At 45.3% G+C, this 23,424-nt stretch carries 28 protein-coding genes, 1 tRNA gene and 1 other annotated feature; of the genes, 14 read left to right on the forward strand and 15 right to left on the reverse strand.

Annotation, left to right across the window (positions count from 1 at the left end; genetic code table 11):
• Positions 1-24 precede the first annotated feature (24 nt).
• On the forward strand, positions 25-1,779 hold the full coding sequence (locus OCV57_RS06165) for an adenine deaminase C-terminal domain-containing protein (protein WP_267300829.1): 1,755 nt from the start codon (positions 25-27) through the stop codon (positions 1,777-1,779).
• Positions 1,769-3,139, forward strand: coding sequence for an MATE family efflux transporter (locus OCV57_RS06170; protein ID WP_195246788.1), 1,371 nt, complete (start codon positions 1,769-1,771; stop codon positions 3,137-3,139). Before OCV57_RS06165 ends, OCV57_RS06170 begins: the two co-directional genes overlap by 11 nt.
• A gap of 112 nt (positions 3,140-3,251) precedes the next feature.
• Here OCV57_RS06170 and OCV57_RS06175 read toward each other — a convergent pair.
• From OCV57_RS06175 to OCV57_RS06230, 12 genes are all read right to left on the reverse strand, one after another.
• Positions 3,252-3,335 (reverse strand) — tRNA-Leu (locus OCV57_RS06175).
• A gap of 373 nt (positions 3,336-3,708) precedes the next feature.
• Positions 3,709-4,080 carry a 50S ribosomal protein L7/L12 gene (gene rplL, locus OCV57_RS06180; protein ID WP_022288201.1) on the reverse strand — a complete coding sequence of 124 codons (372 nt, stop codon included), beginning with the start codon at positions 4,078-4,080 and terminating at the stop codon, positions 3,709-3,711.
• Positions 4,081-4,146: 66 nt separating this feature from the next.
• Positions 4,147-4,656: a 50S ribosomal protein L10 gene (gene rplJ / locus OCV57_RS06185; protein ID WP_022288200.1), complete on the reverse strand. Its 510-nt coding sequence runs from the start codon at positions 4,654-4,656 to the stop codon at positions 4,147-4,149.
• Positions 4,657-4,697: 41 nt separating this feature from the next.
• Positions 4,698-4,831 (reverse strand) — a sequence feature (ribosomal protein L10 leader region).
• A gap of 64 nt (positions 4,832-4,895) precedes the next feature.
• On the reverse strand, positions 4,896-5,321 hold the full coding sequence (locus tag OCV57_RS06190) for a F0F1 ATP synthase subunit epsilon (protein ID WP_022288199.1): 426 nt from the start codon (positions 5,319-5,321) through the stop codon (positions 4,896-4,898).
• A gap of 27 nt (positions 5,322-5,348) precedes the next feature.
• Entirely contained in the window at positions 5,349-6,743 is a 1,395-nt protein-coding gene (gene atpD / locus OCV57_RS06195; RefSeq protein WP_022288198.1) for a F0F1 ATP synthase subunit beta, read from the reverse strand.
• 28 nt (positions 6,744-6,771) lie between these two features.
• Positions 6,772-7,656, reverse strand: a complete 885-nt coding sequence (gene atpG, locus OCV57_RS06200) for an ATP synthase F1 subunit gamma (RefSeq protein ID WP_038672510.1) — start codon at positions 7,654-7,656, stop codon at positions 6,772-6,774.
• Between the two features lie 29 nt (positions 7,657-7,685).
• On the reverse strand, positions 7,686-9,191 hold the full coding sequence (gene atpA, locus OCV57_RS06205) for a F0F1 ATP synthase subunit alpha (protein WP_038672507.1): 1,506 nt from the start codon (positions 9,189-9,191) through the stop codon (positions 7,686-7,688).
• Positions 9,192-9,196: 5 nt separating this feature from the next.
• Positions 9,197-9,703: an ATP synthase F1 subunit delta gene (gene atpH, locus OCV57_RS06210; protein WP_038672505.1), complete on the reverse strand. Its 507-nt coding sequence runs from the start codon at positions 9,701-9,703 to the stop codon at positions 9,197-9,199.
• Positions 9,700-10,185 carry a F0F1 ATP synthase subunit B gene (gene atpF / locus OCV57_RS06215; RefSeq protein WP_046441676.1) on the reverse strand — a complete coding sequence of 162 codons (486 nt, stop codon included), beginning with the start codon at positions 10,183-10,185 and terminating at the stop codon, positions 9,700-9,702. Before atpF ends, atpH begins: the two co-directional genes overlap by 4 nt.
• A 34-nt stretch (positions 10,186-10,219) precedes the next feature.
• Positions 10,220-10,438 carry an ATP synthase F0 subunit C gene (gene atpE / locus OCV57_RS06220; protein ID WP_022288193.1) on the reverse strand — a complete coding sequence of 73 codons (219 nt, stop codon included), beginning with the start codon at positions 10,436-10,438 and terminating at the stop codon, positions 10,220-10,222.
• A gap of 46 nt (positions 10,439-10,484) precedes the next feature.
• On the reverse strand, positions 10,485-10,703 hold the full coding sequence (gene atpE, locus OCV57_RS06225; protein WP_022288192.1) for an ATP synthase F0 subunit C: 219 nt from the start codon (positions 10,701-10,703) through the stop codon (positions 10,485-10,487).
• 27 nt (positions 10,704-10,730) lie between these two features.
• Positions 10,731-11,426 (reverse strand): F0F1 ATP synthase subunit A, encoded by a 696-nt coding sequence (locus tag OCV57_RS06230; protein WP_022288191.1) that lies wholly within the window; start codon positions 11,424-11,426, stop codon positions 10,731-10,733.
• A 276-nt stretch (positions 11,427-11,702) separates the two neighbouring features.
• Between OCV57_RS06230 and OCV57_RS06235 the strand changes: the two genes are divergently transcribed.
• On the forward strand, positions 11,703-12,608 hold the full coding sequence (locus OCV57_RS06235; protein WP_022288190.1) for a LysR family transcriptional regulator: 906 nt from the start codon (positions 11,703-11,705) through the stop codon (positions 12,606-12,608).
• 278 nt (positions 12,609-12,886) lie between these two features.
• On the opposite strand, the gene OCV57_RS06240 is transcribed toward OCV57_RS06235, so the two are convergent.
• Together OCV57_RS06240 and OCV57_RS06245 are read right to left on the reverse strand one after the other, a co-directional pair.
• Complete coding sequence (locus OCV57_RS06240; RefSeq protein WP_267300837.1) at positions 12,887-13,786, reverse strand: NAD(P)/FAD-dependent oxidoreductase; 900 nt, start codon at positions 13,784-13,786, stop codon at positions 12,887-12,889.
• Between the two features lie 71 nt (positions 13,787-13,857).
• Positions 13,858-14,310, reverse strand: coding sequence for an Rrf2 family transcriptional regulator (locus OCV57_RS06245; RefSeq protein WP_117865194.1), 453 nt, complete (start codon positions 14,308-14,310; stop codon positions 13,858-13,860).
• A gap of 286 nt (positions 14,311-14,596) precedes the next feature.
• Between OCV57_RS06245 and OCV57_RS06250 the strand changes: the two genes are divergently transcribed.
• From OCV57_RS06250 to OCV57_RS06280, 7 genes are read left to right on the forward strand one after another with little or no spacing between them, the layout of a single operon-like run.
• Positions 14,597-15,823 (forward strand): O-acetylhomoserine aminocarboxypropyltransferase/cysteine synthase family protein, encoded by a 1,227-nt coding sequence (locus OCV57_RS06250; protein WP_267300839.1) that lies wholly within the window; start codon positions 14,597-14,599, stop codon positions 15,821-15,823.
• A gap of 12 nt (positions 15,824-15,835) precedes the next feature.
• Positions 15,836-16,699 (forward strand): 4Fe-4S binding protein, encoded by an 864-nt coding sequence (locus tag OCV57_RS06255; RefSeq protein WP_267300841.1) that lies wholly within the window; start codon positions 15,836-15,838, stop codon positions 16,697-16,699.
• Complete coding sequence (locus tag OCV57_RS06260) at positions 16,692-16,937, forward strand: sulfurtransferase TusA family protein (protein WP_117876933.1); 246 nt, start codon at positions 16,692-16,694, stop codon at positions 16,935-16,937. Before OCV57_RS06255 ends, OCV57_RS06260 begins: the two co-directional genes overlap by 8 nt.
• The gene (locus OCV57_RS06265; RefSeq protein WP_267300842.1) at positions 16,937-17,254 is read left to right on the forward strand and encodes a thioredoxin family protein; all 318 of its coding nucleotides are present in this window, start codon (positions 16,937-16,939) and stop codon (positions 17,252-17,254) included. The genes OCV57_RS06260 and OCV57_RS06265 overlap by 1 nt, the downstream gene beginning before the upstream one ends.
• Positions 17,255-17,267: 13 nt before the next feature.
• Positions 17,268-17,474 carry a sulfur carrier protein ThiS gene (gene thiS, locus OCV57_RS06270; protein ID WP_022288183.1) on the forward strand — a complete coding sequence of 69 codons (207 nt, stop codon included), beginning with the start codon at positions 17,268-17,270 and terminating at the stop codon, positions 17,472-17,474.
• Positions 17,474-18,286 (forward strand): thiazole biosynthesis adenylyltransferase ThiF, encoded by an 813-nt coding sequence (gene thiF / locus OCV57_RS06275; RefSeq protein ID WP_038672492.1) that lies wholly within the window; start codon positions 17,474-17,476, stop codon positions 18,284-18,286. Before thiS ends, thiF begins: the two co-directional genes overlap by 1 nt.
• Positions 18,283-18,693, forward strand: a complete 411-nt coding sequence (locus OCV57_RS06280) for a M67 family metallopeptidase (RefSeq protein ID WP_267300843.1) — start codon at positions 18,283-18,285, stop codon at positions 18,691-18,693. Before thiF ends, OCV57_RS06280 begins: the two co-directional genes overlap by 4 nt.
• Before the next feature lie 176 nt (positions 18,694-18,869).
• Here the strand turns inward: OCV57_RS06280 and OCV57_RS06285 are convergent, their stop codons facing one another.
• Positions 18,870-20,147, reverse strand: coding sequence for a glycoside hydrolase family 5 protein (locus OCV57_RS06285; protein WP_267300844.1), 1,278 nt, complete (start codon positions 20,145-20,147; stop codon positions 18,870-18,872).
• 255 nt (positions 20,148-20,402) lie between these two features.
• On the opposite strand from OCV57_RS06285, the gene OCV57_RS06290 reads away from it, so the two are divergent.
• From OCV57_RS06290 to OCV57_RS06305, 4 genes are all read left to right on the forward strand, one after another.
• On the forward strand, positions 20,403-21,572 hold the full coding sequence (locus tag OCV57_RS06290) for a cation diffusion facilitator family transporter (protein WP_267300846.1): 1,170 nt from the start codon (positions 20,403-20,405) through the stop codon (positions 21,570-21,572).
• Between the two features lie 113 nt (positions 21,573-21,685).
• Entirely contained in the window at positions 21,686-21,889 is a 204-nt protein-coding gene (locus OCV57_RS06295) for a DUF1858 domain-containing protein (RefSeq protein WP_022288179.1), read from the forward strand.
• Between the two features lie 75 nt (positions 21,890-21,964).
• Positions 21,965-22,627, forward strand: coding sequence for a class I SAM-dependent methyltransferase (locus OCV57_RS06300; protein ID WP_117924482.1), 663 nt, complete (start codon positions 21,965-21,967; stop codon positions 22,625-22,627).
• Positions 22,628-22,650: 23 nt separating this feature from the next.
• Positions 22,651-23,412 (forward strand): Nif3-like dinuclear metal center hexameric protein, encoded by a 762-nt coding sequence (locus OCV57_RS06305; protein ID WP_267300850.1) that lies wholly within the window; start codon positions 22,651-22,653, stop codon positions 23,410-23,412.
• Positions 23,413-23,424 lie beyond the last annotated feature (12 nt).

The raw sequence follows: 23,424 nt of genomic DNA on the forward strand, positions 1-23,424 counted from the left end.
ATTTGTATCTGAAAGAGGCAGCTTATGAATGATCGACAGCTAAAGGAACTTATACTGGCGGCTAAGGGTAAGCTGCCTTTTGATATTTATTTTTACAACGCAAGAATAGTTGACGTTTACAGAGAACGGATAATAGACAGCGGCTCGGTGGGGATAAAAAACGGCATTATCGCCGCAGTTTGCCCTGACTTTGAGCCTAGAGCAACAGAGTTTATTGATTGCAGAGGAATGTATTTTGCGCCTTCTTTTATCGACGCTCATATGCACGTAGAGTCCTCAAAGCTCACGCCTTTTGCATACTGCGAGGGCGCAGTGCCACACGGAACGGGCTGTGTATTCTTTGACCCTATGCAGATGTCCAATACTCTTGGTCTTAAGGGCATAAAAGCTATAAGCGAAATGCTTGGGAAAATGCCCATAGAAAGCTTTTTGCAGCTTTCTTCGCAGTATCTTTCCACTCTGAAAACGCAAGACGATATCACCAATGTTATCAAAGAGTGCAGGGCGAAAACTGTGGGTGAGATAAGCGGTGCTGTGGTCGGGAATGAGGAGATAATAAAGCTTCTCGGTGCGGCAAAAAGGGCAGGTGTAAAGGTGAACGGTCACTGTCCGTCAATGGGATTTCGTGACGTTCAGCAGGCGGCTTGCGCCGGGCTTTGTGACGACCATGAGTGCGAAAGCATAAGCGACCTTGAGCAGCGGCTGGCCTGCGGAATGGCGGTGTTGGTAAGAGAGGGAACTATAGAGCCGAACTGCCGAACTCTTTGCCAGGGGATAGTAAAAAATCATATCCCTACGGACGATATAATGTTCTGCACTGATGACAAGTCTGCGGAGGATATAAAGGAAAACGGCTGTATAGATAAAGCTCTGCGCATTGCAGTGAAATGCGGTATTTCCCCTGTGTCAGCAATAAAAATGGCAACTCTCAACGTTGCAAGGCACTATGGTGTTGACGATATCATAGGCTCGGTCGCTCCCTCAAAAAAGGCGAATTTTCTGCTTATGGATAGCCTTGAAAATGTGACAGTGAAAAAGGTCTATCACCAGGGCAGGCTTGTGGCTGAAAACGGCGAGTTTCTTTGCGGGCATGAGTTTGATATAACTCGCTATCCTGAGCTTAAAAACACTGTGATATTGCCCAGAGGGCTTGACAGCCATTCTTTTGAGATAAAAGCAGGCTTTGAGAGGGGCTATGTTACTGCAAATGCAATTGAAATGCCCGAGGGTGGCATAGTCACAAGGCTTGTAAAAGGCAGGCTTGAAGTCAGCAACGGCATTGTATGCGGTGATACAAAAGCCAATATTCTGCCCATATTCGTTGTGGAGCGTTTCGGCAGGAGTGGTGAGATAGGCAGTGGCTTTATAAAAGGTCTTGGCATTAAAAGGGGAGCTGTTGCCGCAAGCTTTGCTCAGGAGAGCAATAATGTCGTTGTATCGGGCGTTGACCCTGCGGATATGCTTTGCGCTGTGAAAGCTGTTGAAGCCAACGGCGGCGGTGCGGCTATGGCTATTGACGGTAAGGTGGCAGGGCTTTACTCCCTTCCTGTGGCAGGCATACTAAGCGGTGAAAACATCACAGGCGAGATAAAGGCACAGAAAGCTTTCAGAGAAGCCCTTGCCCTCACAGGGGGAAACATACAGCGTATGACGGCGGTGCTTACAGTGTCGCTGTGTCAGACTATCCCAGAGGTGGGACTGACGGAAAAAGGGCTTTTTGACGTAAACCAGCAAAGATACATACCCACATTCACAGGCGGTGAAGAATTTGAAGAATAAGCCAGAAAATGTAATAATGACAGAGGGCGACCCTAAGAAAATAATATTCCGATTTGCACAGCCTCTTATATTTGCAAACCTTTTTCAGCAGCTTTACAACACCATGGACACCATAATAGTGGGCAAGATAAATGGTGACGAAGCTCTTGCGGCGGTGGGAGTTTCCTTTGCAGTGACAATGGTCATGATAGCCGTTGCAACTGGTACGGGCATAGGAACATCGGTGCTTATAGCGAAATACTGCGGTGCCGGGAACAAGTCAAAGGTCAAGACGGGCATTTCCACTGTGCTGATATTTTCACTTATGGTCGCAGCGTTGATAGCGGTTCTTGGGGTGGTGCTTAGTATGCCGCTTTTAAGACTTCTGAAAACGCCGCAGAATATCATAAATGACGCTGCAAACTATCTGCGGATATATTCCTTAGGTATGCCGTTTATGTTTCTTTACAACGTGCAAGCGTCGGTATTTAGTGCTCTTGGCAACTCAAAGACGCCTTTTCATCTGCTTGTGATGTCCTCTTTGCTGAACATAGGGCTTGACCTTTTGTTTGTAGGGGGATTTTCCATGGGCGTATCAGGTGCGGCATGGGCGACTTTCATTGCTCAGGGAGTATCGGCAGTGATATCGTTTCTGCTTCTTACTGACAAGGTATACATAAAAGACCATGAAAGAGCAGAGTTCAGCTTCTTTTCGGGGGCAGTGTTAAAAGAGATGTCGTCCTATGCGGCAGTATCGGTGATACAGCAGTCAGTGGTGTCGGTGGGAATGTTAATAGTGCAGTCTGCCGTCAATCCCTTTGGCTCGGACGTGCTTGCAGGGTACACGGCGGCTTCAAAGATAGACTCCTTTGCGATAATGCCGTTCATAGCCTGTGGAAATGCGGTATCCACCTACACAGCACAAAATCTTGGGGCAGGCAAAAAAGAGCGTATCAGAGAGGGCTACAAGGCGAGCGTGCTGTTATGCGCAGGCATAGCGGTGATAGAATTTGCAGTGATAATGCTTCTCAGGCGGCGATTCCTGGGCTTTTTTATGGACTTGTCAAGCTCTTCAGCTTCCGCTATAGAAACAGGCATGGGCTACATGACAGACCTTGCGTTTTGTTATATAATAATGGGAATAAATTCAAGCTTCAACGGAATGTTAAGGGGGCTTGGGTGTTTGAAGCTGTTTTTATCCGGAAGCATAATAAATCTCACGTTCCGAATTATTTTCACTTACGCTCTAGTATCGGTCATAGGCGTATCGGCAGTATGGCTGTCAATGCCGGCAGGCTGGGTTCTGAGTTTTATTTACGGGAGAGTGGGGTATAGGATCATGTGCAAGAAGAAAGATAGTGCAGGGATAAGCGATATATGATAGGTAAAGCATTAGCTTCCGAGCAGTTGTCAGCGGCTGTTCGGAAGCTGTTTTATTGTAAAACAAAAACTCGCAAACCCTCGTAAATAAAGGATTTGCAAGCTTTCTAACTTGGTGCGGCAAACGGGACTTGAACCCGTACGTCAAGGACACACGCCCCTCAAACGTGCCTGTCTGCCAATTCCAGCACTGCCGCATTTGCTATTCTTTTCGCTGAACTCTTTCGTTTTGTTTGTGTTCCGTGTCATTCAGCTTAATTATTATAGCATTTATTTTTTCTATTGTCAAGGCTTTTTTTTAAAAAATTTCGACTATTTATAAATATACATATCGCATACTTATTTGTATATGTTTAAGCTTCGCTATTGACAAATCAGTCAGGCGGTATAACAGTTCTGTTGGGCTAGATATTCTAAACCAAAGCATACCACACGGCACATCTACACAACCTTGTAAAAAATTCAAACCACTCCGCTGCCCAAGGTGGAACAGTTTCACTCATTATGAATTTTTTCAACAAAAAAAGGACTTCATTACGAAGTCCTTTAATTATTTGTGTAAACTCAGAATTACTTGAGCTCAACAGAAGCGCCAGCAGCCTCAAGCTTTGTCTTGATCTCCTCAGCGTCAGCCTTTGAAGCACCTTCCTTGATAGCCTTAGGAGCACTCTCAACGAGTTCCTTAGACTCCTTAAGACCAAGACCTGTGATCTCCTTAACAGCCTTGATAACAGCCATCTTAGCATCGCCGAATGAAGTCAGAACTACGTCGAACTCTGTCTTCTCCTCAGCAGCAGCGCCAGCAGCACCAGCAGCTGGAGCAGCAGCAACAGCTGCTGTTACACCGAATTCTTCCTGGATAGCGTCAACAAGCTCTGAAAGCTCGAGAACGGAAAGTTTCTTGATCTCTTCTACAAAATTCATAATCTTCTCTGAAGCCATGATAAAAATCTCCTTTTTATTAAATAATTTTTCGGGTCAAAGCCCATTCGTTAAGCGGCATATAAATTATGCAGCCTCGTTGTCCTTGTCCACAACAGCCTGAAGTGTTGCGGCAAGCTTCTGGATAGGACCCTGAAGGGAACCAACCAGCTGTGCGAGCAGAGTTTCTCTTGAAGGGATCTTCGAGAGAGCCTTAACGCCTGCCTCGTCATAAACGTCCTCACCAATGTAACCAGCCTTGAGGAAGAACTTTTCGTCCTTGCAGTCCTCAGCAAACTTACCGAGTATTCTTGCAGGAGCTGTCTGGTCGTCGTTAGAGATAGCGATAGCTGTTGTACCCTCGAGTACGTTTGTGATACCGTCAAGACCAGCTTCCTTAAGAGCAAATCTCAGGATAGTGTTCTTCTCAACGAAATAACTTACGCCAGCCTCTCTCAGCTCTTTTCTGAGCTTTGTATCCTCTTCAACAGTGATACCCTTGTAATCAACGAGTACGCCTGCAGCAGAGTTCTTGAGCATTTCAACGAGCTGTGCAACTCTTTCCTTCTTAGCGGACAATGTCTTTTCGCTTGGCATTTCAATTTCACCTCTTTGAACTAATTTACGCAAACCGTAAACTAACAAAAGAAAAATCCCTTTCGTCGCAAGACAAAAGAGATACAAAGTCATAATTACTTTGCTATTCCTTTCCTCGGCTGGACTTCCGCAGCTTCCTGCTGCCAACTGTCTTTAGATACGAATGCTCTAATATTATAACAGACCCTTGACCTTTTGTCAAGAGCCTGCTATGCTTTTAATGTAAACTTTTTGTGAACTTAAATATTTATCTTGTGCTTGTTATACTTGCTTGATATCTTAAGCCTTGCCACAGCCTTGTTAAGAGCCGCCTGCGTGTGATAATATTCTGAAATGCTCTGCTTCTGCCTGAGCTTCTCCTCAGCTCTCTCCTTGGCGGCTTCCGCACGCTTTTCGTCTATCTCCTCAGGGCGTTCCACAGTGTCCGCAAGAAGCGTCACATATGACGGCATTATCTCCACAAAACCGTCGCTTACCACCGCATAGTGCCACTGGTCGCCCGTTCTGTAACGCAGCTCACCTGCGTTAAGACAGGTTATCATGGGCTGGTGATTAGGCAGTATTCCGAAAGAGCCGTCCTGACCCGGGAATATAAGCTCGTCACATTCTCCCGAATAGAAAATGTGGTCGCTGGCAAGTATTTCAAGCTTGAATGTCTTTACCATTTCAGCTTCTCCTTTCGGTGAGGGTCATCACTCGTTTTCAAGCTGTTTAGCCTTTTCGATAACATCGTCGATAGTGCCTGCGTTAAGGAATGCAGCCTCTGGATATTCGTCCATTTCGCCGTCGATGATCTTCTTGAAGCCTCTGATCGTTTCTTTCAGAGGAACATATTTGCCCTCTATGCCTGTGAAGTTCTCTGCAACATGGAAAGGCTGTGAAAGGAATTTCTGTATCTTTCTTGCTCTGTAAACAGCCGTCTTGTCGGCGTCGTCAAGCTCCTCCATGCCCAGGATAGAAATGATATCCTGAAGTTCCTTGTACTTCTGCAAAAGCTCCTGAGTCTTTCTTGCAACTTCGTAATGCTCCTGACCTACTACGTCAGGCTCAAGTATTCTTGAAGTTGACTCCAGTGGGTCAACGGCAGGATAGATACCCTGTTCAACTATCTTTCTTGAAAGCACTGTTGTTGCGTCAAGATGTGAGAACGTGATAGCAGGGGCTGGGTCTGTCAGGTCGTCCGCAGGGACGTATACAGCCTGAACAGATGTGATAGAGCCTTGCTTTGTGGAAGCGATACGCTCCTGCAAAGCGCCCATTTCGTTTGCAAGGGTAGGCTGATAACCAACGGCTGACGGCATTCTGCCAAGGAGTGCCGATACCTCAGAGCCTGCCTGAACGAATCTGAATATGTTGTCTATGAAAAGCAGTACGTCCTGATGTTCCTTATCTCTGAAATATTCAGCCATTGTAAGTCCTGTCTGAGCAACTCTCATTCTTGATCCAGGAGGCTCGTTCATCTGACCGAACACTAGGGCTGTCTTTTTGATAACGCCTGAGTCTGTCATTTCGTGCCATAGGTCATTGCCCTCTCTTGAACGCTCTCCAACGCCTGTGAATATGGAATATCCGCCATGCTCTGTGGCAACGTTTGTGATAAGCTCCTGAATAAGCACAGTTTTACCAACGCCTGCACCGCCGAACAGACCTATTTTACCGCCCTTTGCATATGGTGCAAGAAGGTCTATTACCTTTATGCCTGTTTCAAGGATCTCTGTTGCAGGCTTCTGATCTTCAAATTTTGGCGGCTCTCTATGTATCTCCCAGTAGTCGTCAGCCTTAACAGGCTCGCCGCCGTCAATGCTCTCACCAAGGACATTGAACATTCTTCCAAGGGTAGCGTCGCCTACAGGAACTTTTATGCAAGCGCCTGTGGCAGTGACCTCCATATCCTTTTCAAGTCCGTCGCTTGAAGCAAGCATGATAGCTCTGACAGTGTTGTTGCCAAGCTGCTGAGCCACTTCCATGACCTTTGTCTTGCCGTCAAGCTGCACAGTAAGAGCGTCCTTTATCATAGGTAGCTTGCCGTTTTCAAATTCAACGTCAACGACAGGTCCCATTATTTCAACGATCTTTCCTTTTTCCATTTTAATCTCAACACCTTTCCCGAAAGCCTTAACTCTCGTCCTTTTGAGCATTTGCTCCGCTGACGATCTCGGTTATCTCTTGTGTGATAGCCGCCTGTCTTGCTCGGTTATACTGCAATGACAGTTCCTTTATCATCTCCGAAGCACTTGTGGTAGCACCGCTCATGGCGGTCATTCTGGCATTCTGCTCACTGGAGAACGCCTCTACCAAAACGCCGAATATAAGACCTTTCATGTAGTTCGGCACAAGATGATCCATTACCTTTTCAGGACTTGGTCTGAACGTCACGATATCGTGATCCTGCTTTTGCAGAGGGTGTTCAAAGTCCTCACGCTCCAGCGGAAAAAGCTTGAGCATCTCAGGCTCCATATCCATGGAATTTATCATCTTGGTGTAAATAACATAAACCTCGTCAAGATATTTTCTCTCAAAAAGATCTGTGACAGTTTCGGCGATCGCCCTCGCCCTGTAAAGGGTAGGATTTTGAGCCGTGTAAAGGAACTCAGCGTCGATGGTCACGTTCTTTCTTGAAAAATAATGTCTTCCGATCTGTCCCACAACGAAAAGGCAGGTGTTCTTGTGCTTAGCCATTTCCTGCTCTGCAAGCTTTAAAACGTTGTGGTTATAAGCTCCTGCCAGACCCTTGTCGGCTGTTACCACTATGTAGCCTATCATTTTGTCCTCAGGCTTTTTCTCCTCACGCTGGTCGAAATACTTGTGCTCGAACTCAGGTGTGTGGAGCAGTATGTGGTGAATGGTAGATTGGAGCTTTTCAAAGTAAGGCTCGGTGTTTTCAAGCCTTTTCTTGGCTTTTTTCAGATTTGAGGAAGAGATAAGGTACATAGCGTTTGTGATCTTCATGATCTCGCTTACGCTTGCGATCCTTTCTCTTATCTCTCTCATTCCTGCCATGCCTTATGCCTCCTTTCGGTGCAGAGCCTTTATCTGCCCTGCTTAAATTCCTTTGCGGCAGCAACTATCTTTGCGTCAAGCTCATCTGTCATGACCTTTTTGTCGTTTATCTCGGCAATTATATCGCTGTGATTTGCCTCAAAGTAGGAAAGCATATCGAGAGTGAATTTTCTTATCTCCTTAACAGGCACGTCAAGCAAAAGCTTGTGCTGTGCGCAACAGAGGATAATTACCTCCTCGTGCATTGAATAAGGGTGATAGAGCGGCTGTTTTAGTATCTCAACGAGCCTGTGACCATGGTCGAGAAGCTCCTGCGTTGTCTTATCAAGCTCAGAGCTGAACTGTGTGAACACTTCCATTTCTCTGAACTGGGCAAGGTCGATACGCAGATTGCCTGATACTTTCTTTACTATCTTGGTCTGTGCCGCACCGCCTACACGGGATACTGAAAGACCAACGTTTACAGCAGGTCTTACGCCTGAGAAGAACAGCTCTGTTTCAAGGAAGATCTGTCCGTCTGTGATAGAAATAACGTTTGTAGGGATATATGCGGAAACGTCGCCCGCCTGTGTTTCGATTATAGGCAGGGCAGTGATAGAACCGCCGCCGTGAGCGTCGTCAAGTCTGCATGAACGCTCCAGCAGTCTTGAATGAAGATAGAATACATCTCCAGGGTAAGCCTCACGTCCCGGAGAACGTTTCAGAAGCAGGCTCATTGCTCTGTATGCAACTGCGTGCTTTGAAAGGTCATCGTATACTATAAGAACGTCCTTGCCCTTATCCATGAAATATTCAGCCATTGCTGTGCCTGCGTATGGGCATATGTACTGCAAAGGCGCAAGGTCGCTGGCCATAGCTGTTACAACTATGGTGTAATCCATAGCACCATGCTTTTTAAGATCCTCAACGAACTTTGCAACTGTGGAAGCTTTTTGTCCGATAGCCACATATACGCATATCATATCCTTGCCCTTTTGGTTAAGAATGGTATCAAGAGCAATGGAAGTTTTACCTGTCTGACGGTCGCCTATGATAAGTTCACGCTGACCTCTGCCGATAGGGAACATTGAGTCGATAGAAAGTATACCTGTTTCCAGAGGCACTGTAACAGACTTTCTGTTGCAAACGCCTGCGGCTTCACGTTCGATAGGGTAATAATCGTCATACTCTATCTCGCCCATGCCGTCGATAGGAGCGCCCAGAGCGTCAACAACTCTGCCAAGAAGCTTTTCGCCAACGCCGACACCTGCCCTTTTCTTTGTTCTGACTACCTTTGAACCTTCTGTAAGGCCATGGTCAGAGCCAAGAAGAACGCAGCCGAGAGTTTTTCTCTCCACATTCTGAACTATTCCTTTAACGCCTGTTTCAAATTCAACAAGCTCACCATACATTGCATGATTAAGACCGTAAATATTTACGATACCGTCATTTATGGATATTATCCTGCCTGTTTCGTTGACCTGAGTTTTCGCCTCAAAGTCAGCTATCTCACTTTTAAGCACCGAGATAATATCGCTTCTGCTTGAACCTGCCAAGCCGTTCACCTCCCTGATATCCTGTTCTGCAAAGCTTTTATCATACCCTGAACGCTCTTGTCATACTCGACCCCGTTCACTTCAAGACGATAGCCGCCCATGAGGGCTTCGTCGGTATTCACTTCCAGCAGAACATCGCTCACGCCGTATTTCTTTTTCAGCGTTTCTTTTATTTTATCCGTCTGTGCCTTTTCAGGCGGGCAGACGCAGTAAAGCTCAGCTTTAAGTATATTTTTGCTTTTGAGGACTTCATCGTCATATGCGTCAAAAATGTCCATGATGTTATCCATGTGACCCCACTGACACATAACTTTCAGAAAGTTTCTCATGTCCTCAGGAAAAAGCCTGTCTATAACTTTCTCCTTTTCCTTTATTTCCACAGCAGGGCTTGCAAGAGCGTCCTTAAGCTCGTCACAGCTTTCAAAAAGCTCTCTTGAAGCCTTTACGCTCTCAGCCTTTGGCGAAAGCTCAAAAAGCACTCTGCCGCAGACTTCCTCGGGATAAAAGATCATTTGGCAGCACCTACCTCGGAGAGAAATTCATCAACAGTTTCTCTGTCGGAGTCGCCTCCCACATTTTTCTTAATGACCTTAGCAGCCGCCAGTATAGCAAGGTCTGCGATCTGGTATTTTGCGTCGTCCATAGCCTTTTCCTTTTCGTTTGCAATGGACTTTTCAGCTTCTTTCATTATCTTAGCAGACTCGGCTCTTGCATTTTCAAGCATAAGGTCGCATTCTCTGCCAGCCTGTGCTTTAGCCTTGTTTGTTATCTCAACAGCCTGACTGTGTGCGTCGGCTATCTCAGCTTCATAGTCAGCTTTTATTTTTTCAGCGTCCGCCTTAGCCTGTGCCGCACCGTCAAGGTCGCTTTGTATCTTTGCAGACCTCTCGTCCATCATTTTGCACACGGGCTTGAAAAGAAACTTTTTAAGGAGCAGATACAGTACCAGCAGATTTATTATTACCCATACCAAACTTATATCAAGACTTATCATAGCTATGCTCCTTTCATAAAGATGTTTTGTTTTATTACTTCAGGAAGAAGATGATAAGGATAGCTACGATAAGACCGTAAATAGCGGTCGCCTCTGCAAGTGCGCAGCCGAGAAGCAGCGAGCTTCTTATATCCTTTTTAGCTTCAGGCTGTCTTGCGATAGACTCTGTTGCCTTTCCTGTTGCAAGACCTATTCCGATACCTGCGCCTATACCTGTAATAACGGCTACAGCCGCACCAATTGCTACTAACATGATATATACCTCCGTTTTTATTCTTTTACTTTCTACGCTTATTCTCTTACTTCAGGAAGAAGATGATAAGGATAGCTACGATAAGGCCGTAGATAGCTGTTGCCTCTGCAAGTGCGCAGCCGAGAAGCAGCGAGCTTCTTATATCCTTTTTAGCCTCAGGCTGTCTTGCGATAGACTCTGTTGCCTTTCCTGTTGCGATACCTATTCCGATACCTGCTCCTATTCCTGTAATAACGGCTACAGCCGCACCGATTGCTACTAACATAGATCATACCTCCGAATTTCTGTTATCTTAGTCGTCGTCCTCTATTGCTTCATTTATGAACAGGGACGTGAGGAACACGAAAACATATGCCTGAATGAAGCCGTCGAAAATATCAAAGTATGCCGAGAATGCCAGCGGTATCACTATCGGGCAAACGGCGTCGATAAGCTCCATGATGATATAAGACGCAAGCACGTTTCCGAAAAGTCGCATACAAAGCGACAGCGGTCTGATAACAAGCTCCATTACATTCAGCGGAGCGATTATCGCCACAGGTTTGGCAAAGCTTTTCAGCCAGCCCTTTGTTCCTTTTGCTCTTATTCCTGCAACCTCCACAAGCACAATGCTCATGATCGCAAGTCCTGCGGTAACATTCAAGTCTTTTGTAGGCGGTGTAAAGCCCAGCAGACCGATGATGTTCGCAAAGCCTATGTAGATAATGACAGTTGCAAGGAACGGAAAATACGCCATACCCTTTTCTCCAAGCTGTTCTCTGAAGAAATCTCTGAGAAAGCCTACGAATGATTCAAGCATCATCTGTTTCCTGTCAGGGATAAGTTTAAGGTTTCTTGTGAGAAGTATTGAAGCTATCACAAGTATCGCCATTATTATCCATGTTACCACGCAGGACACAGGAACGGGTATGCCTCCGAAAATCGGTATCCTGAAAGCTACTTTGTTTTGCATAGCCTCGGAAAGATTTTCGGAAATTCTCTCCAGCATTTTATCACCTCCAAAAAAATAAAACCAATAAGAATGCCAGCCTCATAAGAGTATAATAAGGTCCACACCGTTTACCCCCTCAGCGGTCGAATGCAATCGTCATTGATTTTATCATGATAAAACATTTTTTGTATGCGTCCCCCTATGGGCGCAGTGATGTAAGACTTGCTTTTTGTCTACGAATATATTATAATACAATCATAAGTATATGTCAAATAGATATTTTCTATTGTAAACATACTCATAACGTATGGATAGAGAGGAGAGGAACGGTTTATGAGAGAGATAAATTTCGAGCATTATAAGATATTCTATTATGTGGCAAAGTTCCAGAACATAACAATGGCGGCGAACTATCTGTTTTTGTCCCAGCCTAGCATAAGCCGATGCGTAAAAAATCTTGAGGACGAGCTTGGGTGCAAGCTTTTTGTGCGGTCAAAAAAAGGTGTAGAGCTGACAACGGGCGGAGAGATGCTCTTTAAGCATATATCCATAGCCTGCAAGCATATATTCTCGGCAGAGGAGGAGCTTGCGCTGATAAGCGAGCGTGACAGGGCGATAGTAAGGCTTGGAGGAAGCGAGGTGGCACTGCAAAGCTTTCTTATCGACCGAATAGTAGAGTTTCACAGAGAACACCCGAAGATACAGATAAAGATAGACAGTATGTCCACCCCTGACGCTATAGAAGCGTTGAGGGCAAATCTAATAGACGTGGCGGTAGTTACCTCGCCGTTTGCAGACAAAACGGGGCTTAACATAAATGTGATAAAGAAGCTTCAGGATATCGTTGCCGCAGGAAACGGTTTTTCCTATCTTAAAGACAAGGAGATATCCCTGCATGAACTTGTGAAATATCCTCTTATCTGTCTTAAAAACACCACCACCACCCGAAACTATCTTGACCATATATTCAGACAGCACAATCTGCTTTTGCGACCTGATATTGAGCTTACCTCCATAAACTTTGTAATGCCAATGGTAAAGAACAATCTTGGCATAGGCTTCATGCAGTATGCGACCACCAAGGCGGAGATAGAGGCAGGGAACATTTTCAGAGTGAACACAAAAGAGCAGATACCGCCAAGGAGCATCTGTGCGGTGACGGCTTCCCAGTATGAAACTCCGGAGCCTGTTCAGAGGTTTATAGACAGCCTGCTTGAAAAGGAAAGCGTGAATATATAAAAGCAATTTGGGGCGTTGGTGACAGCGTCCTTTTTGTGGTTTACGCACAACGTTTGGCACATTGTTTCAAACACTATACGGCACGTCTACACAAATTCGTGATAAAACCAAACCTTGGCGCCCTCAGAGCGGGCTGCCGAGGGCGCCAGCCCCTACATTTATACCTGCTGTTTCTACTGCCGCAAAATCGCTGTTGCCCATTGCGGGGGTTACTTTGTATAAGGATATAGAAAAAGCGGTGCAGAGTTTTACGCTCCGACACCGCTTTGTTTTGCTTTTTACAGCTCCATTATATATTTTTCCGCAGAAGAAAGTGCGTTTGCACCGTCTGCCGCTGCTGTTATTACCTGCCTGAGAGGTGTAGTACGGACATCTCCTGCCACAAAAAGACCCTTTGCAGTGGTGATCCCGTCCTCGCCAGCTTTCACATATCCGCTTTCGTCAAGCTCGCAAACGCCCTCTAAAGCTTGTGTATTCGGCACGCTTCCGATTGCGCAGAACACTCCGTCCACGGCAATGTTCTTTTCCTCGCCGTTTTGCGTATAGGTAACGCCCTCTGCATTATCGCCGCCTGTTACCTCTTTTATAACTGCACTCATAACAGGCACGATATTATCTGTTTCAGCGACCTTTTTCTGCAAAGCTTTATTTGCTCTGAACTCGTCACGTCTGTGGATAAGGTAAACAGTTTTTGCAAGCTTTGAAAGATAAAGTGCGTCACCAAGTGCAGTATCTCCTCCGCCCACAACAGCCACAACTTTATCCTTATAGAAGAAGCCGTCGCACACTGCGCAGTAAGAAATGCGCTGTTTCTCACTGCCTGCCACGTCAAGATGACGATATGAAGTGCCTGCGGTGTAAATAACAGTTTTTCCTTCTTTTACAGAGCCGTCCTTGAATATGACCTTCCAGCCCTCGGCTGTTTTCTCAAAGCTCTCAGCCTCACCCTCATAAAACTCAGCTCCAAGAGTTTCAGCCTGCTCTCTGAACTTTTCTCCAAGGTCATAGCCGTTTATGCCGTAAAGACCCGGGTAGTTCTCAACTCTGTCTGTAACAGATATCTGACCTGTACCCATGTAGTCCTTTTCGCACACCAGTGCGGAAAGCATTGCTCTGCCTGCATATATCGCCGCAGTAAGCCCCGCAGGACCACTGCCTATTATTATAACGTCATACATAAAAACACATCCTTTATATATAGTATACACTCTCTGTCCCTAATTATAAAATGAAAACCGACTTTTGTCAATCAGATATAATACATAGGCTCTGAAACGTTCTCTGCTGACTCTTTATTATAGAAGTCAACGAGCTGTCTGAGGGTGATAGACTCAGTGTAGCTTTTCAGCTTGTTCTCTAATCTCAGCCATATATAATCGTCAAGCACCTGTGCGAATTCTGTGTTTTCGTCATTTACTACCGCAACATCGCTTCCAAGCACCGATGGGTCGAGAGCGTCGATTATTTCTTTGAGTGTTATCTTCTCTGGCTTTTTGTTGAGTATATATCCGCCCCTAGAGCCTTTTATGCCTTTTATGAGCCTTGCCTGCCTCAGAGAAGTAAGCACCTGCTCAAGATATTTTCCTGAAAGTCCACGTCTTTCTGCCACGCTGTATACTGTCACTGTTTCGCCGTTTTCTGAGTTCATTGCAATGTCTGCAATGGCAATTATGCCACATTCTACTTTTGTTGAAATTTTCATTTTCGCACCTCCCTTAGCAAACAAATATTGTCTGCTCTCATGCTTTTTATACTTGTCCTGTTATTCATAGTAATCCTATCAATATAATATATTTTATACTTTTTTGAGCAAACTGTCAAGAGTTTTCATAAAAATAAGGGCATAATTTAAAAGAAATGTTAAATCTATAGTAATCCTATTGACTTCATATGATTTATGTTGTATAATATCTACAGTAACAAAGAACATCGCACCTTGACTGGTATGCGGTGATAGCTATATAATAAGAAAACAGGGGGCGTTTCCTTTGAAATTCAATACAAAATTGCTCCATGGCGGATTTGGACCTGAGAAAACAACAGGCTCAACGCTCACTCCCATATATCAGGTGAGTGCCTTTGCGCAGGAGTCGGCTGAGCAGCTTGAAAAAGTATTCAATAATAAAGCACCGGGATATGCTTACACAAGAATAAGCAACCCGACAGTAGCGGCTTTTGAGAACCGAATGAATACACTTGAAAAAGGTGTTGGCGCAGTGGCGTGTTCATCAGGCATGGCGGCTGTTACAATGTCGCTTCTGAACATTCTTGAAGCAGGGGACGAGATAATATGCAGTGCAGGCCTTTTCGGCGGCACTATCGACCTTTTCGGCGACCTTGCCGCATTCGGTATCAAGACCAAGTTCGTAAAGCACGTTACAAAAGAGGAAATAGCCCCTATTATAAATAGTAAGACCAAAGCGGTCTTTGCCGAGCTTATCGGAAATCCTAATCTTGAAATAGTTGATATAAAGTCTGTGGCTGACCTTGCCCATGAAAACGGTGCAGTGTTTATTCTTGACAGCACAACGGCTACACCTTATCTTATAAATCCATTTGACTACGGTGCTGATATCGTGGTACATTCCACGTCAAAGTATATAAACGGCGGAGGAAATTCCATAAGCGGCGTTATAATCGACAGCGGAAACTTCAAATGGGATTATGACAAATTCAAGGGTCTGGCAGAATATAAGAAATTCGGGAAGTTTGCTTATATCGCAAAGCTGAGAAACGGCATATGGAGAAACGTGGGCGGCTGTCTTGCTCCAATGAACGCATTTATGAACAGCGTGGGACTTGAAACACTGGGTCTTAGAATGGAGCGATGTTGCCACAACGCTTTGAAGCTTGCGGAGTTCTTTGAAAGCTGTGAGGGCATTGAAGTGAACTATCCTGCACTGAAAGCCAGCCCGTTCTATGACCTTTGTCAGAAAGAACTTGGCGGCAAGGGCGGTGCTATACTCACCATAAGAGCAGGCTCAAAGGAAAGAGCCTTCAAGCTTATAAACGGCTTGAAGCTTGCAACAAATGCAACTAATATCGGAGATACAAGAACGCTGGTCATACACCCTGCAAGCACTATCTACGCTCACGGAAGCGAGGAGCAGAAGATAAACGCAGGCGTGTTCGGCGACACAATCAGGATAAGCGTCGGAATAGAGGACGCATCGGATCTGATCGAGGACTTTAAACAGTCCATAGAAAAACTTTAGGAGGAATTTACTATGGCAGTTGACTACGCAACACTTAAAAAAGGCGGTTTCATGCGCCAGAAGCAGAAGAATAATTTTTCACTTAGACTTAGAGTTGTGGGCGGAAACCTTACGGCAAAACAGCTTGCAACGATAGCAGAGGTGTCTGATAAATACGGCGAGGGCTATGTTCATCTTACATCACGTCAGAGCGTTGAGATACCTTTTATAAAGCTTGACGATATCGACGAGGTAAAGGCGGCTCTTGCAAAGGGCGACGCAGAGCCGGGCGTGTGCGGACCGAGAGTAAGAACTATCACAGCCTGTCAGGGAGCTGCGGTCTGTCCAAGCGGCTGTATAGATACATACGCTCTTGCAAAGGAGCTTGACGAAAGATATTTCGCAAGAGAGCTTCCTCACAAGTTCAAGTTCGGCATCACAGGCTGTCAGAACAACTGCCTTAAAGCGGAAGAAAATGACGTTGGTATCAAGGGCGGCATAAAGGTCGAGTGGCGTGAAGCTGATTGTATCGGCTGTGGCGTGTGCGTAAAGGCTTGCCGTCAGGGTGCGCTTACAATGGAGGACGGAAAGATAGTCCTTGACAAAGAGAAGTGCAATTTCTGCGGACGCTGTTTTAAGGCTTGTCCTACAGAAGCGTGGGATACTATCCACGGCTATATAGTTTCATTCGGCGGACTTTTCGGCAACCATATCAACAAGGGCGAAACTGTTATCCCATTTATCGAGGATAAAGAAACTCTTATGAAGATTTGCGATACCGCTATACGGTTCTTTGACGATAACGCAAAAGCTGGCGAAAGATTCAAGTTCACTATCGACAGAGTGGGCAGAGAGAAATTTACAAATACTATACTGGAGGTTTATAACAATGGCTGATTTTAAAATAGACGATACAGTGGACATCACCACAGTGGTTTGCCCGACAACATTCGTTAAGGCAAAGGTAGCTCTTGAGGAGCTTGACGACGGACAGATACTTTCCATAAGAATGAATGACGGCGAGCCTGTTCAGAACGTTCCAAGAAGCATTAAAGAAGAGGGTCACAAGATATTGAAACTCATTGACAATGAGGACGGCACTTATGACCTTATCGTACAAAAGGTGGGAGATTAATGTCAGTAAGAGCAAATAAGGATACTTTCGAGAGCGAGATAAACGAGGCAGGAAAGCTTGTTATCGCAGATTTCTATTCAGATTCCTGCGTTCCGTGTAAGCGAATGTCACCGCTTCTTGCGGAAACCGAGGAGGAGAACCCTGAGGGCATAAAGCTTGTGAAGCTCAATATCACCTTTGACGGGGAAACCGCTCAGAAGTATAATGTCACAAGCGTTCCGACACTTGTGTTCTTCAAGGACGGAGCAGAAAAAGCAAGACTTACGGGAGCTGTAAAGAAAGCACAGCTTGCCGAAACAATAAATTCTATAGATTAAGGAGAAATGTATCATGACTATAACAGTAGCAGGCAATAAAAAGGACGTTGCAGAGGGACTTACAGTGGCACAGCTCGTTATCGACGAGAACGTTGAAACACCACAGTACGTTACAGTAACTATCAATGACGAATTTGTAGAGAGCGGTGCTTTTGAAAGCACAGTTCTTAAAGACGGCGACGTTGTAGAATTTCTTTACTTCATGGGAGGCGGACAGTAATGGCATTTACAGACGAACAGCTCGAGCGTTACTCACGCCACATCATTCTTAAAGAAGTTGGCGCAAAGGGACAGAAAAAGCTTCTTAACGCAAAAGTTCTTATAATAGGCGCAGGCGGACTTGGCGCACCTGCCGCTATGTATCTTGCCGCAGCAGGCGTTGGCACTATCGGCATTGCAGACGCAGACGAGGTAGATCTCTCAAATCTGCAAAGACAGATCATCCACACAACTCAGGACGTTGGCAAGGCAAAGGTCCTTTCCGCAAAGGAAACAATGGAAGCTATCAACCCTGACGTCAAGGTGAATACATACCGCACCTTTATCGACAGCGAGAACATCATGGATATAATCAAGGACTATGATTTCGTTATCGACGGCACTGACAATTTCCCTGCAAAGTTTCTTATTAATGACGCCTGCGTAATGGCTAAAAAGCCGTTTTCACACGCTGGTATCATCAGATTTAAGGGTCAGCTCATGACTTATGTTCCAGGTCAGGGACCATGCTATAGATGTGTGTTCAAGAACCCACCTCCGAAGGACGCTGTTCCTACTTGCAAGCAGGCAGGCGTTATCGGCGCAATGGGCGGCGTTATCGGAAGTTTGCAGGCAATGGAAGCTATCAAGTATATCCTTGGTGTAGGCGACCTTCTCACAGGCTATCTGCTTACTTATGACGCACTTAAAATGGAGTTCAGAAAGGTAAAGCTCCCTCAGGATACAAAGGGCTGTGCAGTATGCGGCGAACACCCTACTATCACAGAGCTTATCGACTATGAACAGGCAGAATGTGACGGTGTACATCTATGATAAAACTAAGCAAAAGCGATTATGAAAAGATACTGCACCACGCTGAAAGCGAGCTTCCAAACGAAGCCTGCGGTCTTATCGGCGGAGTAAAAGAGGGCAGTGACAAGATAATAAAAAAGGTCTATTTTCTCACGAACATAGACCACTCAAACGAGCATTTTTCTCTTGACCCTAAGGAGCAGCTTGCTGCTATCAAGGACATGAGAGCAGAGGGACTTGTTCCTATGGGCAACTGGCACTCACACCCTGAGTCACCTTCTCGTCCCTCTGATGAGGATAAAAGGCTTGCTTATGACAAGACAGCAAGCTATATGATACTCTCACTTATGAACAAAGATGAGCCTGTGCTCAATTCTTTCCATATCGAGGGAGCGGATTCTACAAAAGAGGAACTTGTAATAGAATAGCAAAAAGTAGGGGCGAACAGCGTTCGCCCGCAATTCGTCCCCCTCTCGTTTCGTAAGACACAAACAAAAAGCAGTACCCATGAAAAGGTACTGCTTTTATTATTTCATCATGCAGATCAAACGGGCGAACGCTGTTCGCCCCTACAAATGTATCAGCATATTTGCGTGTGAAAAACTTATGACGCCTTTGCACTCTTTCTGACTTCTGTGTAGCCTGCCGGTGACGGGATCTCATAATCGTCTGTGGAGTTTATGGCTCTCATCATGCCTGCGATAAGGTCAGGCTGTGTGATAGTGTAGTCAAATCTGTTTATGATGCCAAAGCCCTTGTTGCCGTTGTAGCCGTTGTCCCAGTATACACAAACAACGCCGTTTTTCTTTGCTGCCTTGATAAGATATTCAGACCAGTAGCGTCTGAACTCATTGTAGTCTGCAAACTTTTCTGTCTTGTCCTGTGCGCCAAATTCGCCGATAACAACAGGATAACCTTGACTTACAAACTTCTCGTTAAGAAGTGCCATTTGGCTGTCAACATAATCCTCCTGACCCCAGTTGTCATAATTCTTTACCGCATATTTGCCCCACTGAGTTTTTGCGGTCTTGTTCTCGTCAATAGTGAAATTGAATGGGTCGTAGTAGTGAACTGATATCATGATACGCTTGCCGTCGGCCTTGCAGCCGTTGTCGGTCGGTATCTTGAAATTGTATTCATCATTTGCTGTGTATTCGATATTTGTGTTCCAGCCAGGGAGAAGCAGCCAGCGTTTTTCATTGTTTGAACCTGTTGCTCTTACTGAGTCAACAAATATCTGATTGTATGCGTTGATGTTATCATATGCTTTTTCGTCAGGCTTGCCGTAATCGTTGTTGAATTCCTCATTCATGGACTCGAAGATAAGGTGCTGGTCATAGTCCTTGAAACGGTCTGCTATCTGAGTCCAAACCTTGCCGTACTTGTCTTTTATCTCGGTCTGCTTGTCATCGTCTTCAGCACAAAGCAACCAACTGTGGTCAACAGTGTAATATCCGTCGCCGTGCATATTCACTATAGCGAACATATCGTTGTCAACAACATAGTCAACGACTTCCTGAACTCTGTCCAGCCAGTCAGTGTCTATCTTGTAGTCAGGACCGTCTCCTATCATGTCAAGATAAGAAACAGGTATTCTTACTGTCTTAAAGCCCTGCGCCTTTATAGTGTCGATAAGCTCTTTGGTTATCTCAGGGTTGCCCCAGCAAGTTTCGCTGGGAAGTCCGCCGCTGGAAGCTTCAAGCTGATTGCCTAAGTTCCAGCCAAGCCCCATGGCTTCTGTTATCTGTGTCTGGTCAAGCTCAGTCCATTTTTTTGCTGTGTCTTTTGCCTCGCTGCCGGAGTTTTTTCCGCAGCCTGCCACAGCCGCTGTCATAACTCCTGCCAGCAGCAGAGCCGCAGCTCTCGATATGAATTTTCTCATTTTTATATAACCTCTTTCCTTTTTGCGTATGTAAACGATTAACGCTAATGACTATTATAGCACACTGCACAAATTTTTTCAATAGTGAAAAGAAAATTTTATTATGTGGTTGAGATGAGTAATAAGTGGCTGCATATTGCCTGCTGCGGCGAATATCCATATAAATAAGCATTTGCACTTGATTTTGTAATATTATGTGTTATAATAGTAGATAAACTTATAAGTTTACTTTGGTAAACAAAAGGGGATATTCATATGGCAGCACTTCTTATAAGATTATTCATAAAAGACAGAGATAACGTGAAAGATAAAAACGTCCGAAAAAAATATGGCTACCTAGGCTCATGTACTGGTATAGTCCTTAATATCATGCTTTTCCTCGGTAAGCTTATTGCAGGATTTGTGTCAGGGGCTGTGTCCGTTATGGCGGACGCTTTTAACAACCTTTCTGACGCAGGCTCGTCTATAATGTCACTGGTTGGCTTTAAAATGGCAGCCAAAGCCGCAGACGAAGATCACCCTTTCGGTCATGGCAGAATGGAGTATATCTCAGGTCTTGTCATTTCGTTTATTATAATGATGATGAGCATTGAGCTTGGAAAATCTTCTTTTTCAAAGATCTTTGCCCATGATAAGCTTGCTTTCTCGGTAATGACCTTTGTGATACTTGCCTGCTCTGTGGCTGTCAAGCTTTGGATGTGGTATTTCTATAGAAAGCTTGGAAAAAAGATAAACTCTACCTCGCTTTTCGCCTCTGCCGCTGACAGTCTTTCCGATTGCGCCGCAACAGGAGCTGTTATGCTTGCAATGGTATTCTCTGCGTTCACAGGCATAAACATAGACGGCTATATGGGCGTTCTCGTTGCTCTCTTTATCTTCCGCTCAGGCTTTATGACCTGCAAGGACAGCGTTTCGCCGCTTCTCGGCTCAAAGCCCGATAAGGAGTTCGTTCAGGATATTGTTGATACCGCAATGAGCTTTCCTGAGATAATCGGTATCCATGATCTGCTCATACATGATTATGGCGTAGGGAATACCGTTATCTCCTTTCATGCTGAAGTGCCATGCGAAATGGACTTTATGGCGGCTCATGAGCTTATAGACGATCTTGAGGATAGCATGAAAGAAAAATATCACTGCGCAGTGTCTATACATATGGATCCGGTGGCAGATCATGACGAGCAAACTATCGAAACTAAAAAGATAGTAACAGACGTTGTGAAGTCTATTGATCAGTGCTTGTCAATACATGATTTCAGAATGACAAAGGGAGAAAACCGTGAAAATCTTATCTTTGACGTGGTAGTGCCTTTTGATTTCAGACTTTCAGACAGCGAGGTAAAAGCAAAAATATCAAAACGGCTCACAGAATTTGACGGAAGATATAACGCTGTTATAAATGTTGATAAGGGCGATACATTATAATAAAAAGGGCTATAATAAAAAAGGGCTTGCTTTTTTTCGCAGGATTGGTTATAATATAGGTATAACGCAAAGCGTTTGCGGTGCGTGGTCTATCATGATAGGAGGAATATAAAATGGCATTCACAGTTACAAAGGATACTATTATAGGCGATATAATGGACGCTGATGAAAATACAGCACCATACTTTATGGAAATGGGTATGCACTGTCTGTTCTGCCCAGCGTCAAGAGGCGAAACTCTTGAAGAGGCTTGTGCTGTTCATGGCGTTCCTGTTGAGGAAATGCTCGAAAAGCTCAACAAGCACTTTGCAGAATAAGCGTTTGGAACTACTTTCGCCGCCCAGCCGCCTTTTCAGGGGGCGAGCGGCGATTTTTTTCTTTGGAGGAAAGCTTTGGATAAAAGACTTGTGACCTGTGCAAAGCTTTGTACGGGAGATTTTGTATGCGACGTGGGGACAGATCATGGCTATCTGCCCTGCTTTATGATAAAGGAAAATATGTGCAAAAAAGCTCTCGCCTGTGATGTTGCACCAATGCCGCTAAAGTCGGCTGAGGAGCATATCAATCGTGAGGGGCTTTCAGACCGCATTGGAACGGTGCTTTCAGACGGGCTTGACAATGTTCCACCAGAGGGCATAACAGACGTTGTTATGGCAGGCATGGGCGGTGAGCTTATTGCAAGGCTTCTTGAAAAATGTCCGTGGGTGAAAAACAGCGTAAACCTCGTTTTACAGCCTATGACAAAGTGGGACGTGCTTAGAAAGTGGCTTTATGACAACGGCTTTGAGGTAAAAAAAGAGCTTGCCTGCACAGAGGGTCAGTTTGCATATTCTGTCATGCAGGCGGTGTATACAGGCAAAACTCCGTCCTATGATTGCGATGACAGATATTTGCAGTTCGGCTTTGTTAAGCCTGAGGGCGAGGGGAAAGAGTATATCGCAAGGCAGGCAAAAAGAATTTTTGTTGCAGGCAGCGGAATGATGAAGTCTGAGGACAAAAAGGAGCTGGGAGAAAGGCTTGTTAAGCTTGCACAGAGCGAGCTTGACAGACTTTGACATACACAAAGGAGCTGATAAAAATGACGACAGTTTATGATATTTATAGTTTTATAGAGGATTTAGCCCCATACCGCTTGCAGGAGGGCTATGACAACAGCGGCCTTAACGTGGGGGAAATGTCCGCTGAGGTAAGGAGCGTGCTTGTGGCGCTGGATTGCACCGCTGAGGTGGCAAGAGAGGCCTGTCAGCGTGACTTTGACCTTGTTCTCACCCACCACCCTGTTATTTTCAGAGGACTAAAGACCCTCGTGCCGAACGACCCTGCTGTGATACTTGCGGCAGGGGGAAAGAACGCTCTTTCCATGCACACAAATTTCGACTCCGCAGAGGGCGGAATGAATGACGTGCTTTGCAAAATGCTTGGTCTTGAACCTGAGAGCGCTTTGCATGAAGAGCATGGCATGGGTTGTGGATATGTCTGCGAGTGTGACGGCATGAACGTCCGTGAACTTGCACAGAGAGCAAAGGACGTTCTCGGCTGTAGAGTAGTCCGTTTCAGCGGCGGCGAGCGTGAGATAAGGCGTGTGGGAGTATGCTCAGGTTCAGGCGGTTCGTTCCTTGCTGACGCCGCAGAAAAAGGCTGTCAGGTGCTTTTGACAGGTGACGTGAAGCATGACGTTTTTATAGACGGCGGGAATATGGGCGTTTCTGTTATAGACGCAGGTCATTTCTATACGGAAAATATCTTCTGCGAGTTTATCGCTAGTGAGCTGAAAAACAAGTTCAGCGGTCTGAGAGTAGAGATAGCCGTAAGCAACAGGGATATAGTTGAAGTAATATAAAAAGCAGGTAAG

The organism is Hominimerdicola aceti (genome assembly GCF_025567495.1).
GTDB lineage: Bacteria > Bacillota > Clostridia > Oscillospirales > Ruminococcaceae > Hominimerdicola > Hominimerdicola aceti.

Bases quoted from the DNA above. Each gene is read 5' to 3' on its own strand.
- OCV57_RS06305 (WP_267300850.1), top strand. From the start codon at position 22,651: ATGACGACAGTTTATGATATTTATAGTTTTATAGAGGATTTAGCCCCA.
- OCV57_RS06245 (WP_117865194.1), bottom strand. From the start codon at position 14,310: ATGAAAATTTCAACAAAAGTAGAATGTGGCATAATTGCCATTGCAGAC.
- OCV57_RS06280 (WP_267300843.1), top strand. From the start codon at position 18,283: ATGATAAAACTAAGCAAAAGCGATTATGAAAAGATACTGCACCACGCT.
- OCV57_RS06230 (WP_022288191.1), bottom strand. From the start codon at position 11,426: ATGCTGGAGAGAATTTCCGAAAATCTTTCCGAGGCTATGCAAAACAAA.
- atpE (WP_022288193.1), bottom strand. From the start codon at position 10,438: ATGTTAGTAGCAATTGGTGCGGCTGTAGCCGTTATTACAGGTATAGGC.
- OCV57_RS06290 (WP_267300846.1), top strand. From the start codon at position 20,403: ATGGCAGCACTTCTTATAAGATTATTCATAAAAGACAGAGATAACGTG.
- OCV57_RS06165 (WP_267300829.1), top strand. From the start codon at position 25: ATGAATGATCGACAGCTAAAGGAACTTATACTGGCGGCTAAGGGTAAG.
- atpE (WP_022288192.1), bottom strand. From the start codon at position 10,703: ATGTTAGTAGCAATCGGTGCGGCTGTAGCCGTTATTACAGGAATAGGA.
- rplL (WP_022288201.1), bottom strand. From the start codon at position 4,080: ATGGCTTCAGAGAAGATTATGAATTTTGTAGAAGAGATCAAGAAACTT.
- OCV57_RS06240 (WP_267300837.1), bottom strand. From the start codon at position 13,786: ATGTATGACGTTATAATAATAGGCAGTGGTCCTGCGGGGCTTACTGCG.
- OCV57_RS06255 (WP_267300841.1), top strand. From the start codon at position 15,836: ATGGCAGTTGACTACGCAACACTTAAAAAAGGCGGTTTCATGCGCCAG.
- atpD (WP_022288198.1), bottom strand. From the start codon at position 6,743: ATGGAAAAAGGAAAGATCGTTGAAATAATGGGACCTGTCGTTGACGTT.
- OCV57_RS06265 (WP_267300842.1), top strand. From the start codon at position 16,937: ATGTCAGTAAGAGCAAATAAGGATACTTTCGAGAGCGAGATAAACGAG.
- atpG (WP_038672510.1), bottom strand. From the start codon at position 7,656: ATGGCAGGAATGAGAGAGATAAGAGAAAGGATCGCAAGCGTAAGCGAG.
- OCV57_RS06295 (WP_022288179.1), top strand. From the start codon at position 21,686: ATGGCATTCACAGTTACAAAGGATACTATTATAGGCGATATAATGGAC.
- OCV57_RS06235 (WP_022288190.1), top strand. From the start codon at position 11,703: ATGAGAGAGATAAATTTCGAGCATTATAAGATATTCTATTATGTGGCA.
- thiF (WP_038672492.1), top strand. From the start codon at position 17,474: ATGGCATTTACAGACGAACAGCTCGAGCGTTACTCACGCCACATCATT.
- atpF (WP_046441676.1), bottom strand. From the start codon at position 10,185: ATGATAAGTCTTGATATAAGTTTGGTATGGGTAATAATAAATCTGCTG.
- rplJ (WP_022288200.1), bottom strand. From the start codon at position 4,656: ATGCCAAGCGAAAAGACATTGTCCGCTAAGAAGGAAAGAGTTGCACAG.
- OCV57_RS06260 (WP_117876933.1), top strand. From the start codon at position 16,692: ATGGCTGATTTTAAAATAGACGATACAGTGGACATCACCACAGTGGTT.
- OCV57_RS06285 (WP_267300844.1), bottom strand. From the start codon at position 20,147: ATGAGAAAATTCATATCGAGAGCTGCGGCTCTGCTGCTGGCAGGAGTT.
- atpH (WP_038672505.1), bottom strand. From the start codon at position 9,703: ATGATCTTTTATCCCGAGGAAGTCTGCGGCAGAGTGCTTTTTGAGCTT.
- thiS (WP_022288183.1), top strand. From the start codon at position 17,268: ATGACTATAACAGTAGCAGGCAATAAAAAGGACGTTGCAGAGGGACTT.
- OCV57_RS06190 (WP_022288199.1), bottom strand. From the start codon at position 5,321: ATGGTAAAGACATTCAAGCTTGAAATACTTGCCAGCGACCACATTTTC.